This is a genomic window from Anaerobacillus alkalilacustris (assembly GCF_001866005.1).
In the GTDB taxonomy this organism is placed as follows: domain Bacteria; phylum Bacillota; class Bacilli; order Bacillales; family Anaerobacillaceae; genus Anaerobacillus; species Anaerobacillus alkalilacustris.
Window position 1 is genome coordinate 240,505 of the sequence record NZ_MLQR01000001.1, and the last position, 14,296, is coordinate 254,800.

Consider the following 14,296-nt stretch of genomic DNA (forward strand, 5'->3'; position numbering starts at 1 on the left):
ACGACTTACTTCTTTATAGGTACATCTCTCTAACTGAGGATGTGTCTTTTTTTTGCACTCATAAGGGCAGCAAGACTCCGACATCAAAACGTAAGAAAAATGAAAAGTTTAGGTGGGGAAAGTAAGGTTTGAATTTTAAGGTTATTAAACTGTATGATCTAACAAAAAAAGAAAGAGCACCAAAAAAAGGTGCTCTCAATTACCTATTAATCAATTTCTTGCTTTAGTTTTTCAATTTCAGTATCAGGAAGGCCTGTACATTCGCGAATTTCATTATTAGAATAGTTTTTAAGCAGCATTTTTTTTGCAATCATAACGCTAGTTTCAATCTTTCCTTCTTGCCTTCCTTTTACTAACCCCTTTTTTAATCCTTTTTCCAGCCCTTTTTCTAACCCTTTTTCCAACCCTTTTTTCTCCCATGAAGTCATCAAATCCATAATGTAATTCACCTCATCTCTTGGTATTTGTCTCAAATGTTCATGTAATTCATGTTCTTCTATAGGATTTAACATTAAGTATTTTTCAAAGATGCCTGTAACAAGTTCAAGGCGTGCGGGATCTAATTCTAACTTCAGTAACATTCGTAAAAATTCAATTTTAATCTTAACTTTTTCGCTTTGATCATAGCCCATTTTTCCGAGTAAAGCTAGGGCCACAGGGTTTGGTTGGGTGATATAATCACGCCAGTTTCTCTTCTTTAGTTCTACCGTGAAAAAATTGAACGATAAAACGTTTTTAAATGGAAATGTAATTGTGAAATTTTCCGGTTCATCTTTAATGATATCATAGCTAAAAATTGCGATTGGCACAATAGGGCGGCGGTACTTCTCGTATAAGCGACTAAAGTAGATAAACATCCGTTCATGAAAGATATCCTGATATTGCGCTTGGTGTTCAATATGTACGATGATTAGAGCGTCATCGCCTTTTAACTTTGTTTCAACGAGTAGATCAACAGCCCTTTTATCTCCCTTGGTAATGTCAGTGAAAACCTCTTGACTAAGAAACGTTAGATGTCGAAAATCTAGGTGCTCGTACACATCTGGAAAAAACACTAAAATAAATTCCTCAAAAAAAGTTGTGATCAACTGTTTAAACCAACGGTCATGATCATTTCTTTCTTGCTTTCCCACTTCTCTCACCTCTATCGAATGTTTGTTCTTATTTTAAGGTGTGAATGTACGTTCGTAAATGGGATTTCTGCAATATTGAAGTAATTGTCACAGGTAATGTTAATAAATCTTCATTTGAAGTACATATTTCATAAACCGTCAATTAAAAATGTGGATGATCACGAAAAAAAGAAATAAAAAAGCCATTAAAATATGGACTTTCGTCTAAATATGCTTTCTTTGGATAATGATTTTTCAGTTATTCTTATGCAAAAATAAAACCAACCCAAAGTAATTAGGAATTGGTTTTATCGATTGGTTCTGAATGGAATAAAGTTTTAAAGGATCCTGAATTCACTATTACATCCTCAAGAGTATAAGTATAAAGAATTTGAAAATAAGCTTGCAATGCCTCTTTAAGTACGTGTTTTAAGCCACAAGCTGAAGTAATAATACATCTATTGTGCTCCTTATTAAAACATTCTACTAAATCAAGGTTATCTTCCGTCTGACGAATGACCCAACCGATGTTAATTTCTCGTGGTGATTTAGCTAATTTTATGCCACCATTTCTACCGCGTATGGTTTTGATCAGTCCTAGTTGTGCTAACTCGTAAACTATTTTACTCAAGTGGTTATTTGATATGCCGTAAATGTTGGAAATTTCTTTAATACTTGATAATTTTCCTTCGGGTTGTGTCCCTAAAAAGATTAGTAGCCGAAGCGAATAATCAGTATATGTCGTTAACTGCATAAAACATCTTCCTCTTTTTTAATGAATAGTCAGTCCTTCTAATAGTATCACATTCAACACTATAGAATAAATCGTGGTTTAAAAGATGTATCTAAAATATTGCTTTTATGGATGGTTGATGTTTTAATAAAGAAGTATTTAAAATACATATTTAAAATTTATCGGAGGGTTTTTTTATGAGTGGGGTAAAATCATTGAGTCAAGACACGATAAACATTATTAAGTCAACCGTACCAGTACTTGCTGAACATGGTGAAACCATTACAAAAAGATTTTATGAAATGATGTTTTCAAATCATCCTGAACTTTTAGACATTTTTAATCATGCACATCAAAAACAAGGACATCAGCCTAAAGCTTTAGCAAATACCGTTTATGCAGCCGCCATGTATATAGATAATCTTGAGGCAATCCTTCCAGTAGTCAAACAAATCGCCCATAAACATCGTAGTTTAACTATTAAAGCAGAGCACTATCCAATTGTTGGGAAGCATTTATTATTGGCTATTAAAGACGTATTGGGAGATGCTGCTACTGATGACATTATTCAAGCTTGGGGAGAAGCTTATGGTGTGATTGCAGATGTGTTTATTACAGTTGAAAAAGAAATGTATGATGAAGCTGAAGAAAAACAGGGCGGTTGGAGAGAGTATCGAAAGTTTGTAGTAACAAACAAAATTAAGGAAAGTGATGTGATTACATCTTTCTACCTAAAGCCAAAGGATGGCGGAGAAATTTCTGAGTTTGAGCCTGGACAATATATATCCATAAAAGCAGTGATTGATGGAGAAGAGTATACACATATTAGACAATACAGTTTATCTGATTCTCCTTTCAAAGACTATTACCGAATAAGTGTTAAGCGTGAAAAAGGGCGCGATGGGTCACCTGATGGAATGGTTTCTAATTTCCTCCATGATCAAGTAGATGAAGGAGATGTATTAGAAATTACGGCACCTGCTGGTGATTTTATTCTTAATCAGGAAACTGAGCGACCAGTGGTCTTAATTAGTGGCGGCGTTGGCCAAACTCCATTGGTTAGTATGCTTAAGACAATAGTAGAAAAGGATCCTGAAAGAAAGGTGACCTTTATTCATGCAGCGATCAACGGTTTTTATCATGCTCTTAAAGAAGAGGTAATCGAAGCTACTTCAAAAAGTAACCATGCAAACTATTTTTTCTGTTACGAGGCACCAGCCCAAGAAGATAGAGCAGTAAAAGATTATCAAAATGAAGGTTTAATAGATCTTGATTATCTTCAATCTATTTTAGAAAGTAATGATGCCGAATTTTATTTTTGCGGACCAGTCCCATTTATGAAAGTGATTAACCGCTCCTTAAAAGAATGGGGTGTAGCTAATGAGGATATTCATTTTGAATTCTTTGGGCCCCAAGGAGGATTAGATAGCTAACAAAAGAAACCATTGAAAAGGAACATAAAGTTAGTGATTTAATAAAATTCGATAACACCGAAGGTTTTAAAGTTAGGGTGTATTAGGTGAGGAACTGTTGTAATGGCAGTTCCTCTTTTTTACAGTATCAGAATTTATAAAATTCTAACTTGGAAACTGTCTAGCTCCAGGCGCCATCGGCTCGATCACTTCAGTCAAGCAACGGACTTCAATAACTACTTGAATAACGTCTCTGAATAGCTTCATGCAGCTTTGTTTCGAGGAAGCTTACTTCGAAGCATTGCTGTCAGACGCAGAAGCACGTAAGAAGCCAAAGAACGGCTTCTGTCAAAGGCCGCCCCAGTAAAGCTACTACTTGAATTACTTCGAAGCTGCTTTGCGACAAGCAAACGAAGTGGCACAAGAGCAGCTGCTCGTGACAAAGTGCTTTCTTTTTACTACGACGTGCTGATAGTGACCAGCATTTTGTCGATAAGCGAGTATTACGAGATGTTGAAATTGCCTATGCCGATTCACATAAGGCGGTTTTCTTCGTATCAAAGTAGGATAATTGAAATAATAGTTTTACTTTGATACATTAAAAACGAACAAATATTCCTGATTGAGGAAGTGGATTATGAATAAAAAACGGAGTTTAGTATTATTTATTGCTACGAGTTTAGATGGATACATAGCTACAAAAGATGAGTCACTAGATTGGTTATTTAATGTAGAAGGGGAAGGAGACAATGGTTATTCAGAGTTTTATGATACGGTGGATACAATTTTGATGGGGAAAAAAACTTATGATTGGATAATGAAACACGAAGAAGGTGAATTTCCATATAAAAACAAAGAGTGTTATGTTTTTACAAGGTCTAATATGGATGATACCGAAGATGTAAGTTTTATAAATGAAGATATAGTTAGTTTTACGAACAAACTTAAAAACCAGGAAGGGAAAAATATTTGGATTGTTGGTGGTGGAGATTTACTTCAATCTTTCGTAAAAGAAAAATTAGTAGATGAGATTATTTTAACAGTCGCCCCAACAGTAATAGGAAATGGAATTCCTTTATTTAAAGAAGGGAGCTACCAATTAGAGCTGCTATTAGAAGGTACAAGAACCTTTAATCAGTTTGTGGAACTACATTATAAAGTATCTAAATGAAATGAATTCACAAGTTAAGTCCAGTGGCACAACATGTTTAGATATTTGTGAAAAATCGTACTCAAGTGAACGGGTGTATTACAAAATTAGGGATCATGTTAAACTAGCTAAAATTTGAAAAAGGGGAATAGTTATGGACGTTTTAACAATAAAAGAATTACGATCACAAACCGAGATTTTAAAAGCATTTCCAGTAATGAAACAATTACGAACTCACCTTAATGAAGAGACATATCTCGATTTAGTTTTAGAGGCAAAAGAAAAAGATAGATATAAAATGTTTGCTTTACTTGATAGAGGAGAAATTGTTGCAGTAACTGGCTTTAAGCCTATGATCACGCTATATTACGGTAGATTTGTCTGGGTATGTGATTTAGTTGCCGATACAACAAAACGTTCAAAAGGATATGGAGAAAAACTACTTACATATGTACATGAGTGGGCAAAAGAAAATAATTATAAAAGTGTTGCGTTGTCGTCAGGATTACAACGTACAGACGCTCATCGTTTTTATGAAAATAAAATGGATTATGCTAAAGTAAGTTATGTTTTCAAAGCATCTTTGAAATAAGTTGGGGCAAACCATCGGAAGTGAGGGACGGGTCTCTTGCTTCTTTCATATTTTTGCTAAAATAAAGAAACGATTGAACCATCCCAGTGAATTCTTAGTTTAAGAATAAAATTGATAGTAGTCATTTACCAATATTACAGTGAGACAACATACCTCTTTCCTATTAAAGTAATAGGTAAGCTAACGTCGTACCTACCACAATCATAAACAGGGCAAAAGGCAAGTTTGTTAAGGAAATTCGATATGGGCTTTGTTTTGTATTTATTGATGTTATGGTAACTACTAGGCCGTAAGTCCCTATAGAAGCATTAATTACTGCTCCAATCATTAAGGCAATTCCAACACTTAATGGGTTCATGAACGTTAACAATGGTGTGATAACTTCGCTTAATATTCCTAGGGTTGCTACCGGATGAACACCAAAAAATGCTAATAGTAAAAAAGTAAACTGGATCAGTAATAGGATCAAAATAGGATAGTCTGCGTTTGCGATAAAAACATATTGAATTGATTGTAGTAATTCAGTTCCTTGTAAACTATTGGTGAAAAATGCTAAAGATAAAAAAAGAACGATGAAATTTTGCATCGAGTTCGTTTTTATTTTCCATGTCTTCCAACCGATTGTCCAAAAGCTTCGCCAACGTTTCATGACAATTGCCCAAATGACGGAAAATGGTAATATAACAAGGGTAACAATGATCACAAAATCTTGATTTAATAAATTGCCAGTAAAGATGACTACTATTAAGAATAAGGATAGAGCAGTTATTAAGTGAAAAATTTTCATTCCTAGTTCTTTTAGATTTAACGTGTGATTAGAGCCGGTTGCTTCATATGGAAACTTTCGATAATAAAATCTTCCCCATACTAAATCAAAAAGGAGCCCTATAAACGATAGGAGTAATAACCAAGGTAAAAAACTAGCATAACTTACTTGGGTCGAATGAATCGTAAGGGCAAGTAGAATTTCTACGGGACTCCAAATTAAAACTAATGAAAACCCTCTTAAAGTTGCCGTCGTAATAAACGATTGCTGAACTTTCGTTTTGATCTTCGTTAAGCTATTCATTAACACTTCCTGAGAAATTGGAATAGCAGATAAATTTAAAAATGCTCCTAAAGTGTATGTAGTTGCTGTACTTCTTGGATATAGCTGACCTAAATTGTTCACATTGGCTTTCATTAATACCCTTAATTTCTGGTCAAACCTCCCACATTTTACTACACTATTCATCCACGGTAGAACTGCTAATAATGTCAGCAAGGACATGGAAGATGTAAAAAAAAGCGGTAGTTGTGAAATGGAATGACCTTCACTTAAAAACATAAAACTACCAATTCCTAGAAAAGAGAATCCTAGAATTTTAAAAAGTGTTGTAGCACCAAAAAACGAAATCACTAACATAGGAATAGCTAATATACCTATAAAATAATTGAGAAAATCTATTTGTAAAAACACGTTAAAAATATGTAAGATGAAAACGAAAGAATAATAGATATAGAGTTTACTCGATAAGAAGTTTTGTTTCATTATTAAAAACATCTAAATTCCTTTCCGGCGGTCAGAGATCATTACTTTGTCATGTAATATAAACTTAAGTTTACTTTACTCTAGTTCTATCTATTCTTCAATAAATAAATGGGATATTGTAATTATGTTTGAAATAAAAATAAAAATAGACATGACAAGGAAAGTGCCAGATCTGTGGTCACCTACAAGTCGAGCAGGGACGAAAGTCGGGCTTAGTGATCCGGTGGTTCCGCATGGAAGGGCCATCGCTCAACGGATAAAAGCTACCCTGGGGATAACAGGCTTATCTCCCCCAAGAGTCCACATCGACTGAGAGGTTTAGCACCTCGATGTCGGCTCATCGCATCCTGGGGCTGAAGTAGGTCCCAAGGGTTGGGCTGTTCGCCCATTAAAGCGGTACGCGAGCTGGGTTCAGAACGTCGTGAGACAGTTCGGGTGAATGGGATTTTATTATTTCACTAGGGAGCGATAAAATGGTAACGGGTGAATACATCCATACCGCTTCAAACGGGCAGTCTCCAAATTTTCGGAGATTGCCCGTTTGCGTGATTCTGTATTAGAATAATGAAAAATTATTATTGTTACTAAATGTTCCTCTTTTATTTTGAATTTCTTCAACGGATATTCCTTTTCTTTCAGCTATTTCTTGTAGTCTTTCAGCTCTGTGGGCTATTCTCTCTTCTAATTTTTTTCCTTGTACTCCTCAACGGTGAGCCCTTCTTCTGCAGCTCGTTGCTCTAGTAACTCATCATCACATTCGCCTTGTAGACGCTTCGTTTTCCCCCCCATTGAATCGGTTTCCTCTTTCTTCAAATTGTTCTTTGATTTCTTCTATCGTTAAGCCTTTGGCTTCAGCAATTTTTGCAAATCGCTCCTCAAAATCAGCCTCATTCAAATGAAGTCTTTTTTGAAATTCGTTACCCTTCTGCTCGGCACTTTGCGCTGATACTGGTAGTGCCTCCGTATTATTAGCTAGTACTGTCCCGAAAGAAGTCATAGTTACAACTGCCCCTAACCCTAAGATAAATAGTTTCTTTTTCAATTTCGAACACCATCCTTTTTCGTATTTGTTATCCCACACTGATAAGTATAGGTATCGAATATGAATGGTAGATGAATTTACGATGAAATGTCGGTGAAGTGGTTGTCTAGGTAGGAGGGAGGTGAGGATCTTATGACAAAAAAAAATAGAGGGGCAGCGTTCTTCTTTCTACCATAGCTCCATGAGTTTCTCCGTCGTGTCACGGGTAAACTCCATCTTCATATGTAATATAATTTCACCAGTTCTCTCGTTGAAATAGTTATCCAAGTCGTTATACCATTCATGTGGGTAGGAACTTACCCGAAAAGGAATTTATGGAAGTAGCTTCTGCTATGCTGACGATGTTTCTGTTGGAGAAAATGGCCCATCGAATGATACGTCAGGCGCAAAAGATCCGACAGACAATGGTGCAGTTTTCGAAGGGAACCTATCTACTTCAGAAAGGCAATTACTTTTTACTACCTAACCAGGGGAAATGACTTACATTCACATCCTTAGAGGGGCTACTCCCCACTATAACGCTTCAGGTTTTGTAAAATTTTGTCGATAGTTTGATAAAAATTTCACCTCATAATTCGTTATAATTTAACGTAAAGGAGAGGAAGTCTTATGATCATTACTGCAGAAAAGGCCCAAGCGATTGTGAATGAACTGAAAAGTGTCATAGGAAATAATATTAATCTCATGAATCATGAGGGTAGTATTATAGCAAGTATAGACCCGAATCGAATTGGAACGATTCATGAGGGTGCATTAGAGGTCATTCGGACAAATCAAGAGTATTTCGTGCAAACAGACGATGAATATAAGGGTGTCAAGCAAGGCATTAACCTACCTGTGCGTTTTCAAAGTAAAGTGGTTGCTGTTATTGGACTTACTGGAACGGAAGAGGAAGCGAAACAATATGGAAATGTGATTAAAAAAATGACGGAAATTCTAATCAAAGAATCGTATTTAGAAGAACAAGCCATGTTAGAGAAGAAAGCTAAAGATTCATTTTTGGAGGAATGGATAAAGGGGAAGATTGAAAACAAAAAATTATTTACTTCAAGAGGATGGATGCTCGGAATTAATGTCCATTTGCCGAGAGTAGTTGCAGTCATTGATTTTATCGGCTTCCATGAATATCTATATGAAAACTTACATACCTCACAGCTAAGTATGGAAGTTGAGTTTAAACATCAGAAGCTTAGGAGGAATGTACTACATGTAATCGAAGATTTCTTTAAGTATGAACAACAAGATTTTGTCCTTTCCCATGAAGCTTCCAAATTTGTATTGTTTATCTCAGTTGACCCAAAAAGAGATATGAAGCATCAAAAACAAACATTATACTCTAGGTTAAAACAATTAACCGAAATGATCATTGAACAGTTTGAGTTAATGCCAGTCATTGGGATTGGAAAGGTATGCGAAAATATGAATGATCAAGAGAAATCGTATAAGGAAGCTTTGAGAGCAGTACGTCAAGCCAAGAAAGAAAATGAGATTGTTTTCTACAATGAATTAGGACTTGAGATTTTAATCGAGGAAATTCCGGTCCAATATCGACAAGACTTCATAAACAGAATGATTCCTTTTGTTCAAGAGCAGGATTCAAGTCAATTAATTGAAACGCTAGACATCTTCTTTCGATATAATCAATCGATTAATGAAGCATCAGAAAATCTATTCATACATAAAAATACGCTTCAGTATCGGTTACGTAAAATTAAAGATTTAACTGGCTATGATCCACGGAAATTTACGGACGGAGTACTACTCTATGTAGCCCTAGCGTTATTTCGTTCTGAGAATAACCGTTAGTACAAAATCATTTACATTTTTTTGTTATTGATACCATTGGAACGGATTGGATTAAATTATAAAATAATGGATATTCTCAAAAGGAGTTAGTAGTAGCTTCATATAAAAAGGAGGTTTAAATTACTCTATACTCTTTGTTGAATATGAAATAAAAGTTGTCATATACGCTAGGGAAAGGAAGGTGGTTAGCATGAAAATAGAGCTTTGTCACTTTCGTGTTGGGGAAATCGATGGAGTTTCACTTGAGATGGAAAAATGGAAAGTGGTTTTAGAGATGTTAGGTCATGAAGTGATCTATATTGCTGGCAGTACTGGTAGTTGTCTAGCGTATATTATTGAAGAACTGAACTATCGACATCCAGTTAACCATAAATTCGTTTATAATGCGTATGAAAGGTTAGTTGATTATGAAAATGAAAACGCTCTTTTAGAGGAGATGATTGATTTTTCTACGATCATTGAGGAAAAGCTCGTTACCATTATTGAAAACGAGCAAGTGGAGTTGTTAATTCCACATAATATCTTATCGTTAGGGTGGGGATTACCTGCTGGACGTGCTTTTACGAAGGCGATCAAAAGAACTAGAGTGAACGTTTTGGCACATCACCATGACTTTTATTGGGAACGAGATTTTTATATGAATCCGACTTGTGGTTTTGTTCATGATTGGCTAGGTCAATTCTTTCCACCCCAATTACCGACCATTTATCATACCGTAAACAATAAACTAGCTGAAAAAAAGCTAAAGGAGCGGTATGGAATAGAAGCCACAGTCATTCCAAAAGTATTTGATTTTTATCAATCAAAATGGGAAGTAAACAATTACAATCGTGATATGAGGCAGCAGCTAGGAATGACTGAAAATGATTTAGTTTTTTTACAAACGACAAGAATTATTGAACGTAAAGCAATCGAACTTGCCATTGATACGATTGCACATTTCCAAAACAACTACCTTACTTCGTTATTTGAAAGAGGAATCTATAGAGGGAAATTTACCGAACAATCGAATGTTTATTTTGTGTTAGCTGGATTGCCGGAATCCTCAGCACATTATTTGGAACAGTTAAAGGATAAAGCTAGTGAGCTAGGTGTGAAGTTGATTGTTGCACATTCAAGAGTGAAATATACCCGCCAATATAGGAATGGTCTAAAAATTTATTCTTTGTGGGATGCTTATTCGATTGCTGATTTTGTGATGTATCCAAGTATTCTTGAAGCGTGGGGAAACCAATTGATTGAGGCGATCTTTGCCAAAAAGCCAATGTTAATTTATGAATATCCTACCTATTTATCTGATATTGCCGATAAAAACTTCTATTTTGTTTCCCTTGGCAAAGAACATACTGTAACAGAAGATGGTCTTGTTACGGTAGCGGAAGAAAAAATTGATGCTGCTGCAAAACAAATAGCTGAAATCATTTCCAGTCAACAAACCTATAAGCTTTATACGGAAGGAAATTTTCAAAAAGCCAAACGACTGTATTCATATGACACGCTTGTCAACTTGCTAGAAAAGCTAGTAGCAAATATTGGAAAAAAACGTTGAGTTAAACATGATATGGATAAGGTTTCTATATTTTGTCACTTCCTAGCGCATTTGATGTTAGGAAGTTTTTTGTACGATCAGAAGTATAAATTTTTTCGGATAATAAGCAAACTAAAGTTCACGCCCTAAAGAGTGTGCAACTTGCTCACTAGCCCAAAATTCACTATGCCAAAAGGTCTATAAGATAAGAATGGGATCAGATTTACGTCGTTATTGTGCAACAGCACGTGGGTCGATTGCCTTGAAAGAACGCTTCAATGAACGTAGCTTAGTTGAACCATACATAGATACTACGTAAATATCGTTAAGGATGCGATTTGTTGGTTATTGTTATGTGTAACAAAAAAACAAGAAAAACATAGCTGTAATATTGTTATACGTAACATTGTAAGCGTTTTTTCTATTTAGTAAGATTGAAATACAAGTTAAGCAACATTTAAAAGGAGGAGAAAGCATGACAGCACAAAACATATCGATGATTAATGAAGAAGGTAAAAAAGCTCTCAAGAGTAAATTACAGTTTGTTTATGATACAAAAACAGCTGACTATTTATTGAAGAGTATTATTAAGCTAATGAGTGATTATGAAAAACTTATTCCGACTCAAAACAAAAAGGAAGAGTTTGTTTCTGAAAAAGATACGATTTTAATTACATATGGGGATTCTATTAAAGAAGCAGGAAAGGCTCCATTACAAAGCTTACATGAGTTCTTAAATGAAAGCGTTAAAGATACTTTAACAGGAGTTCATATTTTACCGTTTTACCCGTATAGTTCTGATGATGGATTTTCAGTAAAAGATTATTTTGCCGTTAACCCTGAATTAGGGAATTGGGAAGATATAGAAAAATTATCAAGTGACTATGAACTTATGTTTGATGGGGTAATCAATCACATTTCTGCAAAGAGTGAATGGTTCGAAGAATATTTAAAAGGGAATCCTAAGTATAAAAATTTCTTCGTTGAAGCAGATCCAAATGCTGACTACAGTAAGGTAACAAGACCAAGAGCGTTACCATTATTAACAAAGTTTGAAACATCTGAGGGAACAAAGTACATTTGGACTACTTTTAGTGATGATCAAATTGATTTAAATTATGAAAACCCTGAACTAGTATTGAAAATTGTTGAGTTACTACTTTTCTATATAAGTAAGGGTGCTAAACTTATTCGTTTAGATGCAATCGGATTTATGTGGAAAGAATTGGGTACAACGTGTATTCATTTGGAACAAGTTCATAAGCTCATTCAAATTTTCAGAGATATTACAGATGCGATTGCTCCGGATACGATCCTAATTACTGAGACAAACGTACCACACAAAGATAACATAAGCTATTTTGGGAACGGATACAATGAGGCGCGTATGGTTTATCAATTTCCGTTACCACCATTAACACTAAATTCATTCCTTACTGGAAATGCAAATCACTTAGCTACATGGGCGCATAATCTTGAAGAAACAACTGAAGAAACAACATTTTTTAATTTCCTAGCTTCTCATGATGGTGTAGGTGTTCGACCTGTAGAAGGAATATTAACAAAAAAAGAAGTAGAAGCGATGATTGATAAAGTTCATGAACATGGTGGTAATGTTTCATATAAAGACAATGGGGATGGGACAAAGAGTCCTTATGAATTAAACATTAATTACTTTGATGCATTATCTCATCCGGATGATCATCAAGAATTAAAAGTGAAACGTTTTATTGCGGCTCAATCAGTTCTTTTATCGATGGTAGGTGTCCCAGGTATTTATATTCATAGCTTATTAGGTTCTCGCAATTATTATAAAGGTGTTGAAGAAACGGGTCGTTTCCGTTCAATAAATCGTGAGAAACTTGACAGAGGAGTAATAGAAGAAGAACTAAAAGATACTTCATCAATTCGATATCAAGTATTATCTCAAATGAAACAGTTAATTGAAACTCGAACACAAGAAAAGGCATTTCATCCAAATAGTTCGCAGCAAGTGTTGTTTTTAAACGATCACGTTTTCTCATTTATTCGAACTAACAAAGATAACCCTGAGGAAAAAATAGTAGTACTAGTTAATGTATCAGATGAATTACAATCATTATTATTGAACCTATTCGAAAATGATATGAGGGAAAAATCTGTACTTACGGATCTTATCTCAGGTTACAAACCTTCTATTCAAGATGGAGAGACAAAAATAACGTTAAGTCCATACCAAGTTATGTGGCTTAAAGGATAGGTGAAAGGTATGAAAGTAATTATTGCTCCTGATTCTTTTAAAGGATCAATTACTAGTATTGAGGCAACAAAGGCGATAAGTAATGCGCTAAAGGAACTCGATGACCAAATTAAGGTCATCGAGCTACCGATGGCGGATGGTGGTGAAGGGACAGTAGATTCAATTCTTCTAAGTACTAGAGGGGAAAAAAATTATTGTCAAGTTGAAGACCCACTTGGAAGAAACATTGAGACTTATTATGGTTGGATTGAGAATCAGAAGATGGCAATTGTTGAAACCGCTTCCGCTTCAGGATTGCCATTATTAAAAAATGAAGAATTAAATCCACTTTTAGCTTCAAGCTTTGGCACAGGTCAATTAATTAATGATGCTCTTGATAAAGGAGCAGAAACGATTATTTTAGGGTTAGGTGGTAGTGCTACTGTTGATTGTGGGGTCGGCCTTTTTCAAGCATTAGGATTAAAAGCGTTTGATCAGCACGAAGATGAGATACACCGTGTTGGTGGGCAGCTTCAATCAATCTTTAGACTAGATACTAGTTTATTAGATCCAAGGCTGCAACGTGTAAAAATAATCATTGCTTCAGATGTGACAAATCCATTACTCGGTAAAGACGGAGCTATCTACGTCTTTGGATCTCAAAAAGGGGTGAAAGAAGAACAATTTGGCACATTTGAAAAAGGAATGAGACATTTTTCAAAGATTGTAAATAAAGTAACGAATAAAAATATGGCTGAAGCAAACGGTAGTGGTGCAGCGGGGGGGATAGGCTTTTTATTACAATCGCTATGTGATGTACAGTTTCGAAGTGGACTTGAGTTAATCGTCGAAATCAATCAATTTAAGAAACACTTACAGGATACAGATCTCGTTATTACAGGTGAGGGGAAGATTGATGGGCAATCACTTTTTGGTAAAGTTCCTGTTGGTATTGCAAGACTTGCCAGACCATTAAACATTCCTGTGATTGCGTTTGCGGGTACAGTAGGAGAAGACATAGAAAAAATAGAGCAGGAAGGTATAACAACCGTTATTCCTATTGTAAATAAACCGATGTCTTTAGAAGCAGCAATTAATAACGGTCAGCAATTACTTTTTGAAGCAGCGAAAAGAGTTGGAAAATTAATCTTAATAGGAAAGACTATTTAGGA

Annotated in this window: 11 protein-coding genes and 1 other annotated feature; of the genes, 7 read left to right on the forward strand and 4 right to left on the reverse strand. The window is 35.2% G+C overall.

All coding sequences use genetic code 11. The features are described 5' to 3' along the window. Window positions 1–206: 206 nt before the first annotated feature. Together BKP37_RS01280 and BKP37_RS01285 are read right to left on the reverse strand one after the other, a co-directional pair. Window positions 207–1,133, reverse strand: a complete 927-nt coding sequence (locus tag BKP37_RS01280) for an RpnC/YadD family protein (RefSeq protein ID WP_071307922.1) — start codon at window positions 1,131–1,133, stop codon at window positions 207–209. Window positions 1,134–1,407: 274 nt separating this feature from the next. Further along, window positions 1,408–1,866 carry an Rrf2 family transcriptional regulator gene (locus BKP37_RS01285; protein WP_071307923.1) on the reverse strand — a complete coding sequence of 153 codons (459 nt, stop codon included), beginning with the start codon at window positions 1,864–1,866 and terminating at the stop codon, window positions 1,408–1,410. Between the two features lie 176 nt (window positions 1,867–2,042). On the opposite strand from BKP37_RS01285, the gene hmpA reads away from it, so the two are divergent. From hmpA to BKP37_RS01300, 3 genes are all read left to right on the forward strand, one after another. After that, window positions 2,043–3,278 (forward strand): NO-inducible flavohemoprotein, encoded by a 1,236-nt coding sequence (gene hmpA, locus BKP37_RS01290; protein WP_071307924.1) that lies wholly within the window; start codon window positions 2,043–2,045, stop codon window positions 3,276–3,278. Between the two features lie 616 nt (window positions 3,279–3,894). Then, a complete protein-coding gene (locus tag BKP37_RS01295; RefSeq protein WP_071307925.1) occupies window positions 3,895–4,428 on the forward strand; it encodes a dihydrofolate reductase family protein in 534 nt (177 codons plus the stop codon). Between the two features lie 133 nt (window positions 4,429–4,561). Further along, the gene (locus BKP37_RS01300) at window positions 4,562–4,999 is read left to right on the forward strand and encodes a GNAT family N-acetyltransferase (RefSeq protein ID WP_071307926.1); all 438 of its coding nucleotides are present in this window, start codon (window positions 4,562–4,564) and stop codon (window positions 4,997–4,999) included. A 163-nt stretch (window positions 5,000–5,162) separates the two neighbouring features. On the opposite strand, the gene BKP37_RS01305 is transcribed toward BKP37_RS01300, so the two are convergent. Next, window positions 5,163–6,530: a hypothetical protein gene (locus BKP37_RS01305; RefSeq protein ID WP_071308379.1), complete on the reverse strand. Its 1,368-nt coding sequence runs from the start codon at window positions 6,528–6,530 to the stop codon at window positions 5,163–5,165. Between the two features lie 273 nt (window positions 6,531–6,803). Further along, window positions 6,804–6,963, forward strand: a sequence feature (23S ribosomal RNA rRNA prediction is too short). A 318-nt stretch (window positions 6,964–7,281) separates the two neighbouring features. Next, on the reverse strand, window positions 7,282–7,572 hold the full coding sequence (locus BKP37_RS01310; protein ID WP_071307927.1) for a hypothetical protein: 291 nt from the start codon (window positions 7,570–7,572) through the stop codon (window positions 7,282–7,284). A 609-nt stretch (window positions 7,573–8,181) separates the two neighbouring features. Here BKP37_RS01310 and BKP37_RS01315 point away from each other — a divergent pair. From BKP37_RS01315 to BKP37_RS01330, 4 genes are all read left to right on the forward strand, one after another. Further along, entirely contained in the window at window positions 8,182–9,378 is a 1,197-nt protein-coding gene (locus BKP37_RS01315) for a CdaR family transcriptional regulator (protein WP_071307928.1), read from the forward strand. 190 nt (window positions 9,379–9,568) lie between these two features. Then, on the forward strand, window positions 9,569–10,927 hold the full coding sequence (locus BKP37_RS01320) for a glycosyltransferase family 4 protein (RefSeq protein WP_071307929.1): 1,359 nt from the start codon (window positions 9,569–9,571) through the stop codon (window positions 10,925–10,927). A gap of 454 nt (window positions 10,928–11,381) precedes the next feature. After that, window positions 11,382–13,145 carry an alpha-amylase family glycosyl hydrolase gene (locus BKP37_RS01325; RefSeq protein WP_071307930.1) on the forward strand — a complete coding sequence of 588 codons (1,764 nt, stop codon included), beginning with the start codon at window positions 11,382–11,384 and terminating at the stop codon, window positions 13,143–13,145. Window positions 13,146–13,154: 9 nt separating this feature from the next. After that, window positions 13,155–14,294: a glycerate kinase gene (locus tag BKP37_RS01330; RefSeq protein WP_071307931.1), complete on the forward strand. Its 1,140-nt coding sequence runs from the start codon at window positions 13,155–13,157 to the stop codon at window positions 14,292–14,294. The last annotated feature ends 2 nt before the right edge of the window (window positions 14,295–14,296 follow it).